The 14,413-nt window shown below is 33.9% G+C and carries 18 protein-coding genes and 1 tRNA gene; 15 read left to right on the top strand and 4 right to left on the bottom strand.

Translation table 11 applies throughout. The features are described from left to right. Positions 1 to 93: 93 nt before the first annotated feature. Positions 94 to 621 (top strand): hypothetical protein, encoded by a 528-nt coding sequence (locus M2373_RS16565; protein ID WP_259112167.1) that lies wholly within the window; start codon positions 94 to 96, stop codon positions 619 to 621. Here M2373_RS16565 and M2373_RS16560 read toward each other — a convergent pair. Both M2373_RS16560 and M2373_RS16555 read right to left on the bottom strand, forming a co-directional pair. Next, positions 612 to 917, bottom strand: a complete 306-nt coding sequence (locus M2373_RS16560) for a type II toxin-antitoxin system RelE/ParE family toxin (protein ID WP_259112166.1) — start codon at positions 915 to 917, stop codon at positions 612 to 614. The genes M2373_RS16565 and M2373_RS16560 overlap by 10 nt on opposite strands. Next, entirely contained in the window at positions 907 to 1,137 is a 231-nt protein-coding gene (locus M2373_RS16555) for a hypothetical protein (RefSeq protein ID WP_259112165.1), read from the bottom strand. Before M2373_RS16555 ends, M2373_RS16560 begins: the two co-directional genes overlap by 11 nt. Before the next feature lie 110 nt (positions 1,138 to 1,247). Between M2373_RS16555 and M2373_RS16550 the strand changes: the two genes are divergently transcribed. The 8 genes from M2373_RS16550 (at position 1,248) to M2373_RS16515 (ending at position 8,637) form a co-directional block, all read left to right on the top strand. Next, complete coding sequence (locus M2373_RS16550; RefSeq protein WP_259112164.1) at positions 1,248 to 2,399, top strand: ATP-binding cassette domain-containing protein; 1,152 nt, start codon at positions 1,248 to 1,250, stop codon at positions 2,397 to 2,399. Positions 2,400 to 2,420: 21 nt separating this feature from the next. Beyond that, complete coding sequence (locus M2373_RS16545) at positions 2,421 to 4,316, top strand: hypothetical protein (protein ID WP_259112163.1); 1,896 nt, start codon at positions 2,421 to 2,423, stop codon at positions 4,314 to 4,316. Between the two features lie 189 nt (positions 4,317 to 4,505). After that, complete coding sequence (locus M2373_RS16540; RefSeq protein WP_259112162.1) at positions 4,506 to 5,282, top strand: isocitrate lyase/phosphoenolpyruvate mutase family protein; 777 nt, start codon at positions 4,506 to 4,508, stop codon at positions 5,280 to 5,282. Next, a complete protein-coding gene (locus M2373_RS16535) occupies positions 5,282 to 6,325 on the top strand; it encodes a bifunctional transcriptional activator/DNA repair enzyme AdaA (RefSeq protein WP_259112161.1) in 1,044 nt (347 codons plus the stop codon). Before M2373_RS16540 ends, M2373_RS16535 begins: the two co-directional genes overlap by 1 nt. A gap of 28 nt (positions 6,326 to 6,353) precedes the next feature. Then, on the top strand, positions 6,354 to 6,959 hold the full coding sequence (locus M2373_RS16530; protein ID WP_259112160.1) for a DUF2911 domain-containing protein: 606 nt from the start codon (positions 6,354 to 6,356) through the stop codon (positions 6,957 to 6,959). 51 nt (positions 6,960 to 7,010) lie between these two features. Continuing rightward, positions 7,011 to 7,526, top strand: coding sequence for a GNAT family N-acetyltransferase (locus tag M2373_RS16525; protein ID WP_259112159.1), 516 nt, complete (start codon positions 7,011 to 7,013; stop codon positions 7,524 to 7,526). 12 nt (positions 7,527 to 7,538) lie between these two features. Beyond that, a complete protein-coding gene (locus M2373_RS16520; RefSeq protein ID WP_259112158.1) occupies positions 7,539 to 7,904 on the top strand; it encodes a cupin domain-containing protein in 366 nt (121 codons plus the stop codon). A gap of 370 nt (positions 7,905 to 8,274) precedes the next feature. Further along, positions 8,275 to 8,637: a PEGA domain-containing protein gene (locus M2373_RS16515; protein ID WP_259112157.1), complete on the top strand. Its 363-nt coding sequence runs from the start codon at positions 8,275 to 8,277 to the stop codon at positions 8,635 to 8,637. Between the two features lie 115 nt (positions 8,638 to 8,752). Here M2373_RS16515 and M2373_RS16510 read toward each other — a convergent pair whose 3' ends face one another. Together M2373_RS16510 and M2373_RS16505 are read right to left on the bottom strand one after the other, a co-directional pair. Next, positions 8,753 to 9,496: a dienelactone hydrolase family protein gene (locus M2373_RS16510; protein ID WP_259112156.1), complete on the bottom strand. Its 744-nt coding sequence runs from the start codon at positions 9,494 to 9,496 to the stop codon at positions 8,753 to 8,755. A gap of 344 nt (positions 9,497 to 9,840) precedes the next feature. Beyond that, complete coding sequence (locus M2373_RS16505; protein WP_259112155.1) at positions 9,841 to 10,266, bottom strand: type I restriction enzyme HsdR N-terminal domain-containing protein; 426 nt, start codon at positions 10,264 to 10,266, stop codon at positions 9,841 to 9,843. 7 nt (positions 10,267 to 10,273) lie between these two features. Between M2373_RS16505 and holA the strand changes: the two genes are divergently transcribed. The 6 genes from holA to M2373_RS16480 all read left to right on the top strand — a co-directional run bounded on the left by holA (position 10,274) and on the right by M2373_RS16480 (position 14,193). Beyond that, positions 10,274 to 11,311 (top strand): DNA polymerase III subunit delta, encoded by a 1,038-nt coding sequence (gene holA, locus M2373_RS16500; protein WP_259112154.1) that lies wholly within the window; start codon positions 10,274 to 10,276, stop codon positions 11,309 to 11,311. A gap of 209 nt (positions 11,312 to 11,520) precedes the next feature. Beyond that, entirely contained in the window at positions 11,521 to 12,462 is a 942-nt protein-coding gene (trxB, locus tag M2373_RS16495) for a thioredoxin-disulfide reductase (protein ID WP_259112153.1), read from the top strand. Between the two features lie 219 nt (positions 12,463 to 12,681). Further along, positions 12,682 to 12,766 (top strand) — tRNA-Ser (locus M2373_RS16490). Positions 12,767 to 13,006: 240 nt separating this feature from the next. After that, positions 13,007 to 13,165, top strand: coding sequence for a hypothetical protein (locus tag M2373_RS16485; protein ID WP_259112152.1), 159 nt, complete (start codon positions 13,007 to 13,009; stop codon positions 13,163 to 13,165). A 161-nt stretch (positions 13,166 to 13,326) separates the two neighbouring features. Beyond that, positions 13,327 to 13,572: a phage integrase SAM-like domain-containing protein gene (locus M2373_RS22595; protein ID WP_409013208.1), complete on the top strand. Its 246-nt coding sequence runs from the start codon at positions 13,327 to 13,329 to the stop codon at positions 13,570 to 13,572. Between the two features lie 114 nt (positions 13,573 to 13,686). Further along, entirely contained in the window at positions 13,687 to 14,193 is a 507-nt protein-coding gene (locus M2373_RS16480; RefSeq protein ID WP_259112151.1) for a site-specific integrase, read from the top strand. Positions 14,194 to 14,413: the final 220 nt, after the last annotated feature.

Raw genomic sequence — 14,413 nt, 5'->3', positions numbered from 1 at the left:
TTAAGCCTCGTAAGTTTTCTTGCGAGGTTTTTTTGTAAGTTTATATAAATAAAGAATAAATTAAATTTTGTATTTTTTTCAAAATAAATATATATGCATAGTTTTAATGATTTAGCATTCAGGAGTGCCAATTTTTCATTAGAAATGATGAAAGATGCAGAATCTAAAATAATTGAAGATTTACAAACAAATGGATCAACCGTTGCTGTAAAAAATCTTCAAATGATACAATTAAATAAAGTAATTATCTCGATTGGAATTTTTTCTTTATTTGAATCCATGCTTCAAGAGGGATTACAATGCCAAAATGGCTTTGAAGAAGCAAAAAAGATTCTCATTAATTTAGATAAAAATGATCTTTATGACTTATTTGTAGATTTCAACTGTGCAATAAATGTACTTAAACACGGAAAAGGAAGAAGTTATGATTCATTAGTTAATAAATATAGTTCATTACCTTTTAGAATTAAATTACCAAATGAAGATTTTTTCAACGAAGGTGATGTTTCAGAAGTTGCAACTTTAATTGAAGTCGATGATAAGTTTGTTTTGGCCTGTGTTAAAATAATAGAAGATGTTTCAAATGAAATTAGAACTATAATCCCTGATTTTTACCAATAAATGGCATCATACTTTTTAGGATTCTGCGAAGTATGAAAAACTCTCGCTATAACAACTATTTTCTTTTCCTTATTAATATTATAAAATATAAGAAAAGGATACTTCTTCATTGGTTTTGCATGAAAATCTTCAAACCAAATTTTAAAATATGGGTTTTTAGAAATAGTATTTACACAAGAATTAAAGTCTTTGAAAAAATTATTGGCGGTTTTTGTATTGACTTTAGTCAGATAATAAAGATAAGAATGTTCGATATCAATTTTTGCTTCAGCTGAAATAATAATTTTAAATACCATATTTCGACTTCATTTCATTAAGAAAAACATCAATTTCAGTATGTTGTTCGTAAGATCTGTCTTTTATTTTTTTTAAGCTTTCTTTTTGCTCCTCTGAAAGAACAAATTCGGTATTTTCATCTTCTAAAATTCCTTCAATATAACCTAAAACCCTTTCCAGAATATTCTCCGGAGCATCTTTTAAGATTTCATTGATATTTTTTAAAGTAATAGATTCCATCTTTTTTGTTTTGAACAAATTTATAAAATATTTAAGAAAGTTTTTTGTTATACAATGATTAAAATGTAATGTATATCTTTATCAACCTAAATTAATAACTTAAAAACCAAATGACGAAACATCAGCAAAGAGTAGCCGAAGTCTATCATTTTTTTGAGAATAAAGACACTGTTCTGGGGTTCAGAAAACTGCTCGACTGTGCCATGGATACTCAGAATATGGATATTTATAAGGCGTCAATTGAGCTAACAGACTGGAAAGAGAAATTTCCGACCTATACCGAAGAGCTCATTGAAAAATCTAAAGATCTTCTTCAGAAAATCGAAAAAATTCCGGTAAAAGAGCATCTACTGGAGAAATCTGTTCTCCGGGCCAGAAATATTTTAAAATCTTATGGAAGCAACCGGTTTTCTTTAGGGCCGGTGTCCATGGAAATTAATAAAGGTCAGGTTTACGGATTGGTAGGAGAGAACGGAAACGGAAAGACGACACTTTTAAGGATTTTAGCAAAAGAAATTTCTTTTAACGAAGGTGAACTGCACTATTCTTTTAATGAAGATCCAAAAGAGGATTACGATCTTCGGACCAAGCTGGTTTATATACCGCAGCGAACAGCAAAATGGTACGGAAGTCTTAAGAATAATTTAAAATTTGTCCTGTCAAGTTATGGTGTGAAACCTGAAGAAAATGAAATCCGGACATTACTGATGATTGCTCGTCTCGGACTTTGGAACTACAAACATCTGAAATGGAATGAACTGTCTTCGGGCTACAAAATGCGGTTCGAACTGGCACGTACTCTTTTAAGAAAACCTGAAATTTTACTGCTGGATGAGCCACTGGCCAATCTTGATGTTTTGGCTCAACAGGTTATTCTGGAAGATCTTAAATCAATTGCTAACTCAGTAAACAACCCAATTGCACTGATTTTAAGTTCGCAGCAATTATACGAAGTAGAAAAAGTCTCGGATAAGGTAATTTTTCTTAAAAACGGGCAGTATAAAGACAATTCTGAACTGAAGAATGATGAAAACAGCAATGTCATTATAGAAATTGATACTCAGAATTCAAGAGAGGACTTACTGGAAGTTTTCAAAAATTTTAATCTTGAAAAACTGAATTTCAACGGAGGTGTGTATGTAGCTTATTTTGCGGTGGGTACAGAGTTTTATGATGTGATGGCTGCTTTGGGAAATGCAAAAATAGATATTGTGTACATCCGTAATATTTCATCTTCTACCAGAAGGTTCTTTGTAAGTTAAATACCTTAATTCGACAAAAAAATGCATAAAATATATAAATTCAATCAATATTTACTCGAAAAATATCCTACCCTCTGGAATACCAAAATTGTCTGGATGCTTTTGGCGAGTGTATTTGTTCATATTATCTTTTTTAGTATCGGTTATGTTTCCCATGCTGATCCTGTTACCCTTCAGAAGTTCGATGTGAGGGACGATTATTTTAAAGACGGAATGATTTTTATCCACTTGATCATTTCAATTTTGATGATTGTAGGATGGCTGATTCTGATGTTTAAAAATAACGCTTTCAAAAACTTTTATCCATCTTCTCAATGGAAATTGTTTTCACAGTTTGTACAGTATTTTGTGATTGTATTTGCCTCCACTACCTTCTTTTTCTCTTACATGGCAGGTTTTAAGATGTTTGTTGAAAATAAATATCCGAATGATAAAATGGCGGAAAGTGTAGAGCTGATCAATAAAACCTATCCGTTTTTTTCTCAGGAACTGGAAAATTACACACTGGACAACAAAGTCTATCCTCAATATCCGGATATCTATTGTGAAACAGATATTGAAAAAATAGACCGAAACAAAAAGTATTTTGTTTACTATGACAGGGTATATCAATATTATACATTATATTCGAAAACAATCTATAAAAAGAACCGGTACGGAGATTATTATTTTCCGGATCATGAAGCCGAAAGTGATCTTGCTTATTCCGAAGAAAAAGGAAACGCTAAAACGTATTATTTCAAAAAAGACGTTCTTGATTTATCTCCTTATATTAAAATAACGGGCTTAACATATTATAATTTTTCAAATATTTTTTATCAGAATAATTTAAAGGAAAAAAATTATCTGAGAAGAGATTATTACAATGATAATATAGATCCTAAAGATACCTATAAGAAAGAAGCGTTTGAAATCAATAGACTTACGACTGCGCTTTTAAATAAAAAAAATCCTCCAGAACTGGATAAATTAATGAATAATTTTCTTAAGCTTTCAAAAGAATTTGCCATTGATACCAATCTTGATGCGAAAGGCTGGATGAAAATGGTTTATCTTCCTGAAAATTTTGAAGTTCACTATTTTATCAAAAAATATAAAAACAGATCCGGAGAAGATTATGATCCCAATAAGAACAGAAGATATGATGACGATTATGGCTATGATGTTACTACGGAGACAGCTGTAGCTGTAGATTCAACGGTTGCGGTGGCAGATGCAAGGAGAGTTGTTAATGGAGAAGTAGTTGATGATGAGGTGCAGATAAAAGATTTTAATCCTGAGATTAATAATCAGCTATCACCAGAGGATTATTTTAAAGCTAATCTTACAGACTATTATTACAATACCGATGATCTCCGAAACTTTTTAGGGAATGTGGATATCGTAAAATCTACTGATTTTTTCTCAGAGAATATTCATATTTATCTTTGGATTGCTTTTTTCCTGGCTACAGGAGTCTTTAGCTTCCGAATTACGGGGTTAAAACAACTGTTGTTCAGCGTAATCAGTGCGGGAGTGCTTGTGCTGGCGGTTGTTTTAATTACAGTTTTATATACTTTGTCTGTAGGAAGACATGGGGAAGAGTTTTTTATTGCTTACCTTGTTCTCGGAATCAGTCTTTTTATTCTGTTGATGCCCCTTTTGATGATGCGAAAATTAAGCAAACTGATATCTTCAATTTTTGTAAATATCTCAATAAACGGATTTGTTCTTTTTGTCCTTCTGATTTTTGTAATTATTTCCATTCATCAGCAGGCAGCCTGCAAAGCTTCAAATCTTGGTGGTAAATATTACGACTGTAAAACGATTATCACTAAACTGGATCTGAATTTAAGCTATATTATATTGATTTCCGGCTTTATATTCATGTATTTTTATACTGCTGTACTCAAGAAATGGAAGTCACTGCCACAATAATTTAATAATAACCCTCGCAATACTTTTTGCGAGGGTTTGTTTTTTGAACATTTTATGAATGGATTATCAGTTTAAAATTCAGAAGGATTAAATTACTCTTTTATTTTTGAAAAAAAGAGGTAAAAATACTTGTCCATTTTTCGGTTGTATACAGACGGCTATAAACACTAGTTTTGTAAAAAAAACAATATGACAAATATTCAGACTTTTAAAGAACTGCATAAAAATGAAGAACCTTTATTGCTGGGAAATGTATGGAATCCACAAAGTGCAAAAGTTTATGAAAGCTTGGGGTATAAAGCGCTGGCAACCTCCAGTTCGGCCGTTGCCCATAGTTTGGGATATGAAGATGGTGAAAATATGACTTTTGGAGAATATCTTTATATCGTAGAAAGAATTTTAAAATCAGTATCAATTCCATTAACGGTTGATTTGGAAGGTGGTTACGGGGAAAATGCTGAAGAAATTGTTTCAAATATTTCAAAACTTGCTGAGGTAGGAGCAGTTGGGATCAATATTGAAGACAGCACTTTTATTGACGGAATCAGGGAAATTGAAAATGCAGAAGTTTTTGCTGAAAAACTCAAATCCATTATTGTAAAATTAAAAGAAAAGAATATTGATATTTTCATCAATCTGAGAACCGATCCGTTTTTATTAGGACTGGAAAATCCTGTCGGGGAAACGCTTCAGAGAATAAAATTATTTGAAGAAACCGGGATTGACGGAATTTTTGTTCCCTGTATCACGTCTGAAAATGATATCGAAACCATTGTAAATTCAACAAAAATCCCTGTTAATGTAATGGCGATGCCTGAGCTTCCGGATTTTAATACACTGAAAAAATTAGGCGTGAAAAGAATTTCTTCAGGAAATTTTGCCAACGGCTATATTTATAAAAAACTAGAAGAAAAAGGTAGAGAAATTATTAATGATAACAGTTTTTTACCCATTTTTACAGCATAATGAAACTGACAGAGGATAGAATGTATCAGGCATCTTTGGATAAGGATTCTTCATTTGAAGGAACCTACTGGATGGCTGTAAAAACTACCGGAATTTTCTGCAGGCCGACCTGTACTGCACGGAAGCCAAAAAAGGAAAACGTAGAATTTTTTCTTAGCACAGAAGAGGCTATTGAAAAAGGATACAGAGCCTGTAAAGTATGTAAGCCTCTAAAAAAACTAAATGAAACACCCCAATATATCCGGGAATTATTGGCAGAACTCGCACAAAATATATCGCTGAAGATAAAAGATGTGGATCTTTTAGAAAGAAATATAGAACCGGTGACACTTCGTCGATGGTTTTTAAAAAATCATGGAATGACCTTCCAGGCTTTTCAGAGAGAATTCCGGATGAATGCCGCTTTTAAGAAAATTAAAAATGGTGAAAGCATTATAGAAACGGCTTTAGATTCCGGATATGAAAGTTTGAGCGGATTCAACGAACGATTTAAAAATGTTCTCGGAATTTCGCCTAAAAAGAGTAAAGTACAAATGATCATCGATCTTAAAAGAATCGAAACTCCGCTCGGAACGATGTATGCCTGCGCAATAGATGAAGGAATCTGTCTGCTGGAATTTACAGACCGCAAAAATATGGAAAAACAGTTCATTTCCTTGTCCAAAGCTTTAAATGCAGAAATTGTACAGGGCGAAAATAAACATTTCAGGCAGCTGGAAGATGAATTGAAAGAATATTTTGAGGGCAAAAGAGAAAAATTCGATGTTCCGTTATATATCACAGGGACCGAGTTTCAGCAAAAAGTATGGCAGTTATTGAGAGAGATCCCGATAGGAGAGACCCGCACTTATAAGCAGCAATCTGAATTTTTAGGAAATCCAAAAGCAATCCGGGCTGTTGGAACGGCTAATGGGATCAATAAAATAGCGATTTTAATTCCCTGTCATCGGGTAATCGGTTCAAGCGGAGAATTGGTAGGCTATGCAGGAGGAATCTGGAGAAAACAAAAATTATTGGAATTGGAGAAGGCTATTCTGTTTTGATTTTGTAATTTTAAACAAAAATTTACACGTGAAAAAGTTACTATTTGCACTTTGCATATCAGCTTCAGCTTTAAGTTTTGCTCAGGATTATTCTGTACCGGCAGCGAGCCCGCGTCAGAAGGTAGAGCAGCAGTTTTCAATGTCTAAAGTTTCTGTTGATTACGGAAGACCTGGAGTGAAAGGACGTAAGATCTTCGGAGAATTGGTACCTTACGGACAGGTTTGGAGAGCGGGTGCTAACTCATCTACAAAAATTACATTCGGACAGTCTATAAACTTCGGAGGAAAAGTAGTTCCTGCAGGAACTTACGGACTATTTATTGTTCCGACAGAAAAAGAATGGAAAGTGATCTTAAATAAAGATTTCCAACAGTGGGGAGCTTATACTTATGATCCAAAACAGGATGTGGTAGATGTTACCGTGCCTGTAAATAAACTGGCAGACAAACAGGAGTGGTTTGAAATTACTTTAAATCCAACAGGAGAAAATACAGGAAACCTTGTAATCAAGTGGGATATGGCTCAGGCTGAAGTAGCTTTAAGACCATCAAGCCCGGATGCTGTCACTAAGATTGCAGATAAATTAAAAGAAATTAAAAAAATAGAATCAGACGCAGCAAAAGCAAAAAGCTAAGACATAAGATCGCAAGATTTGGTCTGATGATTTTAAACAAAAATATTTAAGATGAATTTTTCTATTCAACCTGTTTTAGAAAATCAAGAATATCAATTAATCCCCTTAAAGCAAGGGGATTTTGAGTCTTTATATGAAGTAGCCTCCGATCCGAGGGTTTGGGAACAGCATCCCAATAAAGACCGTTATCAGCGGGAAGTTTTTGAAAACTTTTTTAAAGGAGCTCTGGAAAGCAAAGGAGCTTTTAAGATTATTGAAAAATCAACCGGTGATGTATTGGGAAGTACCCGTTTTTATGACTATGATGAAAATGGAAACAGCATTTTCATAGGATATACTTTCTACGGAACAAAATCATGGGGAAAGGGCATCAATCCTCAGATTAAAAAGCTTATGCTTGACTATATTTTTCAATTTGTAGATAAAGTGCATTTTCATATCGGAAAAGAAAATTTCCGTTCCCAGATTGCACTGGAAAGATTAGGCGGAAAAAAAGTAGCTGAAGAGGAAGTAGCCTATTTTGGAGAACCGACAAGAACTAATTTTGTTTACGAAATCAAAAAATAAAAACCGTCTGAAATGAAAAAGTATAAAATTCAAAAATCACCGTTTGTCGTTCCTACCACAGATGGAAAACTGATTGAAGAGCACTGGGGAAATTCTACCCAGAATTCTGATATCTCAATCGCTCATATGATTGCTCCTCCGGATTGGAGTGAGCCGTACCAAACCCCTCAGTTCGATGAGTATACATTGATTATTTCGGGTAAAAAACAATTCGAAATTGATGGTGAGATTGTTATCTTAGAAAAAGGGCAGAGCATTTTGGTGGAAAAAGGAGCGAGGGTTCGTTACAGCAACCCGTTTTCGGAACCTTGTGAATATGTTGCTGTTTGCCTTCCGGCATTTTCTATGGATTTGGTGAACAGAGAAGAAATAATTTAAATATGGCGTTACAAATTTGTCCTAAATGTAAGGGAAATTCATTTACTTGGTTTACTAATGGAAAAACTCATTTTACGAGTTGGAGTTGTTTCGATTGTGATTATGAAGCAAAAGAAAGCGAAAGTGATAAATGTATCTGTGAAAATTGTGATAAGAGTACAAAAATTAAGTTGAAAGATAAAAAAGGAGAATATTGGTGGTGTTCTAATTGTAATGAAATCAATGAGATGGAAATATAGTTTGATTTTTTTTAGTTAAATCTTGTTTGTAAAAACTATTCAAAGTTTTTTGCTTAAATAATTTTTGTAAGTTCGCGCACTGAAAAAATTAATTAGGAATTAAACTTTTAACTATGAAAAGCAGGCTGTCAATGGTAATATTATTAGGTATTACCTTATCTACAACTTCGTGTGCAACCATTATTACAGGAACTAAGGATAAAATATCTTTCAGCTCAACTCCGGAAGGAGCAAAGGTATTCCATAAAGGAGTCGAAAAATGTACTACCCCTTGTACTGCCGAGATCTCAAGATCATTAAGCAAACAGACGGTTATCTTTCAGAAAGAAGGATTTAATGACAAAGAAGTAAAACTAACGAAAAATTTTAATGCAGTTACCTTAGTCAATATTCTTCTTGGAGGAGCAATCGGTGTTGGTATTGATGCTGCTACAGGTTCTTTAACGAAATATTCTCCGAAGACTTATATTGTAGAGTTAGAGGAAGCAAAATAAAAAATGCTTCGACTACGCTTAGCATGACATTTCTAATACTAATTACTTTATTAGCAGTTAATTTGTAGCGATGCCATGCTGAGCCTGTCGAAGCATTTTTTATTTAAACTAAATTTTACTTCAAAATCTCCTTCAGAAACATCAGCGTATGATTCCACGCTCTTTTCGCCATCACTTCATTGTAATCCGGTGATTTTGGATCCGTAAACGTATGTTTTGAATGGGCGTAGGTGATCATTTGCCAGTCTGCATTCCCTTCATTCATCTCTTTGATCAGATTATTGTAATCTTCCGGCGTCACGCTCTGGTCGTCTGCAGGGTTTTCAACCAAAATTTTAGCAGAAATAGGCCCGTTTTTTCTTGCCTGATCTTTCCCTATGCTTCCGTGAATGGAAACAACTCCCACAACCGGAAGGCTTCCTCGTGCAGATTCCAGTGCTCCTGTTCCCCCAAAACAATATCCGATCACTGCAATCTTATTAGAAATGGCCCCGTTTTTCTTTAACTGTTCCAAAGCCAGAGAAATTCTTTTCTGGTAAGCTTCATAATTTTGTTTGTAGTAACCTGCGGTTTTACCTGCACTTGCATTGTCAGAAGGTATATTTCCTTCTCCGTAAATATCTGCAACAAAAGCAATATAGCCTTGTTTTTCCAATTCTGCAGCAGCTGTTTTTGCCTCATCATCAATACCTTTCCAGGCCGGTAAAATCAAAACTCCCGGAAGTTTTTTTCCTGCATTGGAAGTTACCAAACCGTTGAGCTTCTGTGAACCGTCCTGATAAGAAACAGATTTAAGATTTTGACTGAAAATTGATCCTGATGTCATCAGAAAGGCGGATAATAATATTGAACGTATCATATTTTGTAATTTAACTGTATTTGAAATTAATTATTTTCATTGTTTTTAAGGAGCAGATTCCCGCTTTCCACTGTATCTTTTTGGTTACGGTCTCCGCTTCGCTCCGACCGCAACCAAAAAGGATGTCGTTTCAATCGGGGCTAGGTATTTTGCGTGATTTTCAAATGTTCATGATCAAATCATATTTTTATTTAAAATTCAACGGGTCATTTGTTATCCCATTTCTCGCCATAAAGAGAAAATCCTTCATCTAAATTAATAAAATAACTCAGAAAAAGGATTAATAAATTGTTATAAAGGATCCAGATATGATAATTAAGCTTTATCTGGACCTTACCTCAATCTTATCTGTAAAACTGATATTGTTCATTTTCATAATAGGCATTGATATGCTGCAGACCATTCGTTAAAATGATTTCTTTTGCTCCGATAATAGAGTTATATCTCGCGGTCTGTTCAAATGTTTTTTCAGTTAATTTGATTTGCGGAGCCTTGCATTCGATCAGAATAACAGGCTCTGTTTTTTCAGTAATCAGAAGGTCAATTCGTTTTGTCAAACCATTGAGAACGATCTTTTTTTCTGTAATTAAAGCAGAAGTAGAGTAGGATTTAACCGTCAGATAATAGTGAATCCAATGCTGGCGCACCCATTCTTCCGGGGTGAGCAAAAGGTAAGTTTTACGAACTAAATCATAAATAAAAAACTTATCTTTGTCTTTCTTGAATTTAAAATCAAAAGTTTCCTGAAAATTCAGTTTTGGAAGTTCCATTTATAAGATGAAAGAATTAGATTTAATCCTCAAAAATATTAAAAATAAAGAAGTTTTACCGATTTATTTTTTCCACGGAGAAGAACCTTACTTTATTGATCTTGCGGTAAAAGCTCTTGAACACGACTTTTTGAACGAAGATGAAAAGGCTTTCAATCAGACCGTAGTATACGGAAAAGACACAACATATCATGAAATTCTTTCTCTGGCAAGACAGTTTCCGATGATGGGCGATAAGCAGGTGATCATTGTGAAAGAAGCTCAGGATTTGAGGCTTGCGGAAAGTGAGAATACGGCTTTGGAAGCGTATATTCAGAACCCCGTAATCTCCACGGTTTTGGTTTTTGCCCACAAACATAAAAAACTTGACAGCCGGAAAAAGGTTACAAAATCTCTGGATAAAGCCAATGCTTTATTTTTAAGCGAACCTGTCAAAGAAGCTCAGCTTCCCAAATGGATTGCAGACGAATGTATTTCATTAAAAATAAAAACAGCCCCGAATATTTCTCATTTGCTGGCTGAATATCTTGGAAATGACCTTTCAAGAATTGCCAACGAACTTAATAAACTGAAGATTATCCTTAAAGAAGGTGAAATTCTTGATGGTGCTATTATTGAAAACCACATCGGAATCAGTAAAGAATATAATGTCTTCGAATTACAGAAGGCTTTAGGAACCAAAAATGCTAATGCAGCCTTTAAAATTGCTCATTTTATGGGTAAAAATCCTAAAAACAATCCTTTTGTAATGATGTTGGCAAGCCTTTACAATTATTTTTCCAATGTCATTATTTATAATACAATGATGGGTCAGCCACCTCAGGTAATTGCCTCTCAGATGGGGGTGAATCCTTATTTTATTAAAGATTATGCAGAATCGGCAAGATTGTATCCTTTAAAGCATGCCACAAGAGTCATTTCAATTTTAAGAGAATTTGATATGAAAGGAAAAGGTCTGGGAGCTGTAAATATGAATGAAGCCGAACTCATCAAGGAACTGGTTTATAAAATCATCAATGTCGATAAAATTAAGATGAAAGTGTAAAATAGTTATAAGTTTTAAGTGAAGAGTTAAGAGTTTTTAGTAATACAAATTAGTTTTTAAATAACCTGTAACTCATAATTTATAACTCATAACATCATCGAAAACGAACATATTAAATATTGACAAGTATCATTAAAATAACTTTAATTAAATATTAAAAATTACGAAATTAGCAGTCGTAAATTTTTAAATCTTTTGAAAAGCAAATTATGGAGCAAAACATTTTAGATTGTGTGATCGTTGGATCTGGACCTTCTGGTTTCACAGCGGCAATTTATGCTGCAAGAGCAGACTTAAAACCTGAATTATATACAGGATTGGAGCCGGGCGGACAATTGACTACCACTACTGAAGTCGATAACTTTCCAGGATATCCTGCAGGAATTACAGGTCCTGAAATGATGATGGATTTGCAAAAACAAGCAGAAAGATTCGATACTAAAGTGCATTATGAAATGATCACTAAAGTTGAATTTTCTAAAGAAGTGGGCGGTGTTCATAAACTATATGCCGGAACCAAAGAAATATTTGCTAAAACAGTGATTATTTCTACCGGAGCTACCGCAAAATATTTAGGGCTTGACGATGAAAAGAAATATAACGGTGGCGGAGTTTCTGCATGTGCAACCTGCGACGGATTTTTCTACAGAGGAAAAGATGTTGTGGTAGTAGGAGCAGGTGATACAGCAGCTGAAGAAGCAACTTACCTTGCAAAACTGGTGAATAAAGTAACTATGTTGGTGAGAAAAGATGAGTTTAGAGCTTCTAAAGCCATGATTCACAGAGTTCAGAATACCCCGAATATTGACGTGAAATTTCATCACGAACTGATTGGTATTGAAGGGGAAAACAATTTAGTGGAAAGAGCGGTTGTTATCAATAATCAGACTCAGGAAAAATCTACGGTTGATGTTCACGGAATTTTCATTGCTATCGGTCACAAACCGAATACAGATATTTTTGCGGGGCAGATTGACCTGGATGAAAACGGATATATAGAAACTGAAAAAGGTTCTTCAAGAACAAATCTTCCCGGAGTTTTTGCTGCAGGAGATGTTCAGGATCATATCTACAGACAAGCAATTACGGCTGCAGGAAGCGGTTGTATGGCGGCTATGGATGCTGAAAAATATTTGGCAGAATTACATTAATTCATTTTAATTTAAAATATGAAACGCATCTTCCGGGGTGCGTTTTTTTATTTTTTAATATTAATTTTTCTAATGTTCATCAGTGTTTGATGAAAATAATTAAGCTGGTTTTTAGTCGATTATTAAGTTTTGTTAAAATTTGTATTAAAAATATTTTGTCAGAATTGAAAAACGTTCTATATTTGCACCACTGAAAACAACGATATTATCGGAGTTTAAGGAGAGTTGGCAGAGTGGTCGATTGCGGCAGTCTTGAAAACTGTTGACTGTAACAGGTCCGGGGGTTCGAATCCCTCACTCTCCGCAAGTTGGAGAAACAAATAAAATCAAAAGCCTTTAAATTTTAGTATTTAAAGGCTTTTTTGTTGTTTGAAGTTGTCAAAATATATCAAAGAAATACAAATTGAAAGTGAGTAATTCGGTGAGTGGCTTGAAGTCACATTTTTTACTCACCGAAAAACACGTAAATAGCCTATTCATCTATTGAACATCTTGTAGGTTTTAAGATTCTCAAATAAATTACTAATCTTAAAAATCTAAAGTTATGGAAACTTACAATGTACTTTTCTACGCAAAAAAAGTCAAAAACAATCCCACAATTTCTACCATTTACTTACGAATTACAATTTCCGGTAAAAGAACAGAAATTTCAACAGGTCAGATTATTAAAACATTGGCAATACTCCGAGTACAAAACAATTAAATTCTTTTTTAGAGGGAGTAAGAGCGAGATTATTCGAATGCTACAATAACCTGTTTAATGAAGGCAAAGAAATAACCTGCGAAAATCTCCGTAACAGGTATTTAGGAGTTGAAGATAGAAAAGTTACGCTGATAGAGGCTTTTAAAGATGATAACTCAAAGATGGAGGAGCTTATAGGAAAAGCATATTACAAGGGAACATGGGAAAGGTATGAGACCTCTTTAAGACATACTCAGGCATTTATGAAATGGAAATTTAGTATAATTGATATTCGTCATATTAATCCTGGGTTTGTTGCTGATTATGAATTTTATTTGCGAACAGTAAGAAATTGCTCCAATAATTCTGCGGTCAAGTATATTAAGAATTTTCAAAAAATCATCAATATCTGTATTGATAATGAATGAATCAACAAGAACCCTTTTACGTGCTATAAATCTAAAATCGTAAACGTTGATGTAAGATTCTTAACAGATCTGCAATTAAAAAAAATTAGGGAAAAGCAATTCATTTCTGACCGCTTGAGAATTGTTCGTGATATTTTTGTATTCTGCTGTTATACAGGTCTTGCTTATATTGATGTTAAGAGCCTTGTAAAGCATAAAGTAATGAAAGGAATTGACGGCGGATTATGGATAAAAATCAAGAGAACCAAAACGAATGTTGAAGCGAGTATTCCGATATTAAAGGCTGCACAGGAAATTTTAGATACGTACGAAAATCATCCGAAATGTGTAAATGAAATGACTGTTTTACCCGTATTCAGCAATCAAAAGATGAACGAATATTTAAAGGAAATTGGAGAATTATGTGAAATTGATTTTGATATTACCTTCCACACGGCAAGACATACTTTTGCTACTACAGTTACCCTTAATAATGGGTTGCCTTTGGAAACTGTCAGTAAAATGCTTGGACATACTAATATCAGAATGACTCAGCACTACGCTAAAATACAGGATAAAAAAATTGGCAGAGATATGTTTGAATTAAAAAATCTCTTAGCCGAAAATAAAAAGGCTGTTTAAAATAGAAAAAAATTATTCTGAAAAGATTGATTCATTTAAAGCTCAAATTTTTTTCAGAATAATTTTTCAACTAACTTGAACAAAAAAAGAGACTGTCCTTTTGAGACAGCCTCTTTTTGTATCTATGTCCCGTCCTACAATAAGTTTACACAAAATAGACTTATTATGGAAAATCGAGATAAGATAAAAGCCAAGCGCACGCAGCGAGATTATACAATGT

This window comes from Chryseobacterium sp. JUb7, from assembly GCF_024806495.1.
GTDB lineage: Bacteria > Bacteroidota > Bacteroidia > Flavobacteriales > Weeksellaceae > Chryseobacterium.
The sequence above is the reverse complement of the archived record's forward strand: the minus strand, read 5'-3'. Positions and strand labels throughout refer to the sequence as shown.

Coding starts and splice junctions, on each gene's coding strand:
- M2373_RS16560 (WP_259112166.1), bottom strand. CDS start 917: ATGGTATTTAAAATTATTATTTCAGCTGAAGCAAAAATTGATATCGAA.
- M2373_RS16540 (WP_259112162.1), top strand. CDS start 4,506: ATGACAAATATTCAGACTTTTAAAGAACTGCATAAAAATGAAGAACCT.
- holA (WP_259112154.1), top strand. CDS start 10,274: ATGAAAGAATTAGATTTAATCCTCAAAAATATTAAAAATAAAGAAGTT.
- M2373_RS16485 (WP_259112152.1), top strand. CDS start 13,007: ATGGAAACTTACAATGTACTTTTCTACGCAAAAAAAGTCAAAAACAAT.
- M2373_RS22595 (WP_409013208.1), top strand. CDS start 13,327: ATGGAGGAGCTTATAGGAAAAGCATATTACAAGGGAACATGGGAAAGG.
- M2373_RS16545 (WP_259112163.1), top strand. CDS start 2,421: ATGCATAAAATATATAAATTCAATCAATATTTACTCGAAAAATATCCT.
- M2373_RS16550 (WP_259112164.1), top strand. CDS start 1,248: ATGACGAAACATCAGCAAAGAGTAGCCGAAGTCTATCATTTTTTTGAG.
- M2373_RS16535 (WP_259112161.1), top strand. CDS start 5,282: ATGAAACTGACAGAGGATAGAATGTATCAGGCATCTTTGGATAAGGAT.
- M2373_RS16505 (WP_259112155.1), bottom strand. CDS start 10,266: ATGGAACTTCCAAAACTGAATTTTCAGGAAACTTTTGATTTTAAATTC.
- M2373_RS16520 (WP_259112158.1), top strand. CDS start 7,539: ATGAAAAAGTATAAAATTCAAAAATCACCGTTTGTCGTTCCTACCACA.
- M2373_RS16515 (WP_259112157.1), top strand. CDS start 8,275: ATGGTAATATTATTAGGTATTACCTTATCTACAACTTCGTGTGCAACC.
- M2373_RS16510 (WP_259112156.1), bottom strand. CDS start 9,496: ATGATACGTTCAATATTATTATCCGCCTTTCTGATGACATCAGGATCA.
- M2373_RS16565 (WP_259112167.1), top strand. CDS start 94: ATGCATAGTTTTAATGATTTAGCATTCAGGAGTGCCAATTTTTCATTA.
- M2373_RS16525 (WP_259112159.1), top strand. CDS start 7,011: ATGAATTTTTCTATTCAACCTGTTTTAGAAAATCAAGAATATCAATTA.
- trxB (WP_259112153.1), top strand. CDS start 11,521: ATGGAGCAAAACATTTTAGATTGTGTGATCGTTGGATCTGGACCTTCT.
- M2373_RS16555 (WP_259112165.1), bottom strand. CDS start 1,137: ATGGAATCTATTACTTTAAAAAATATCAATGAAATCTTAAAAGATGCT.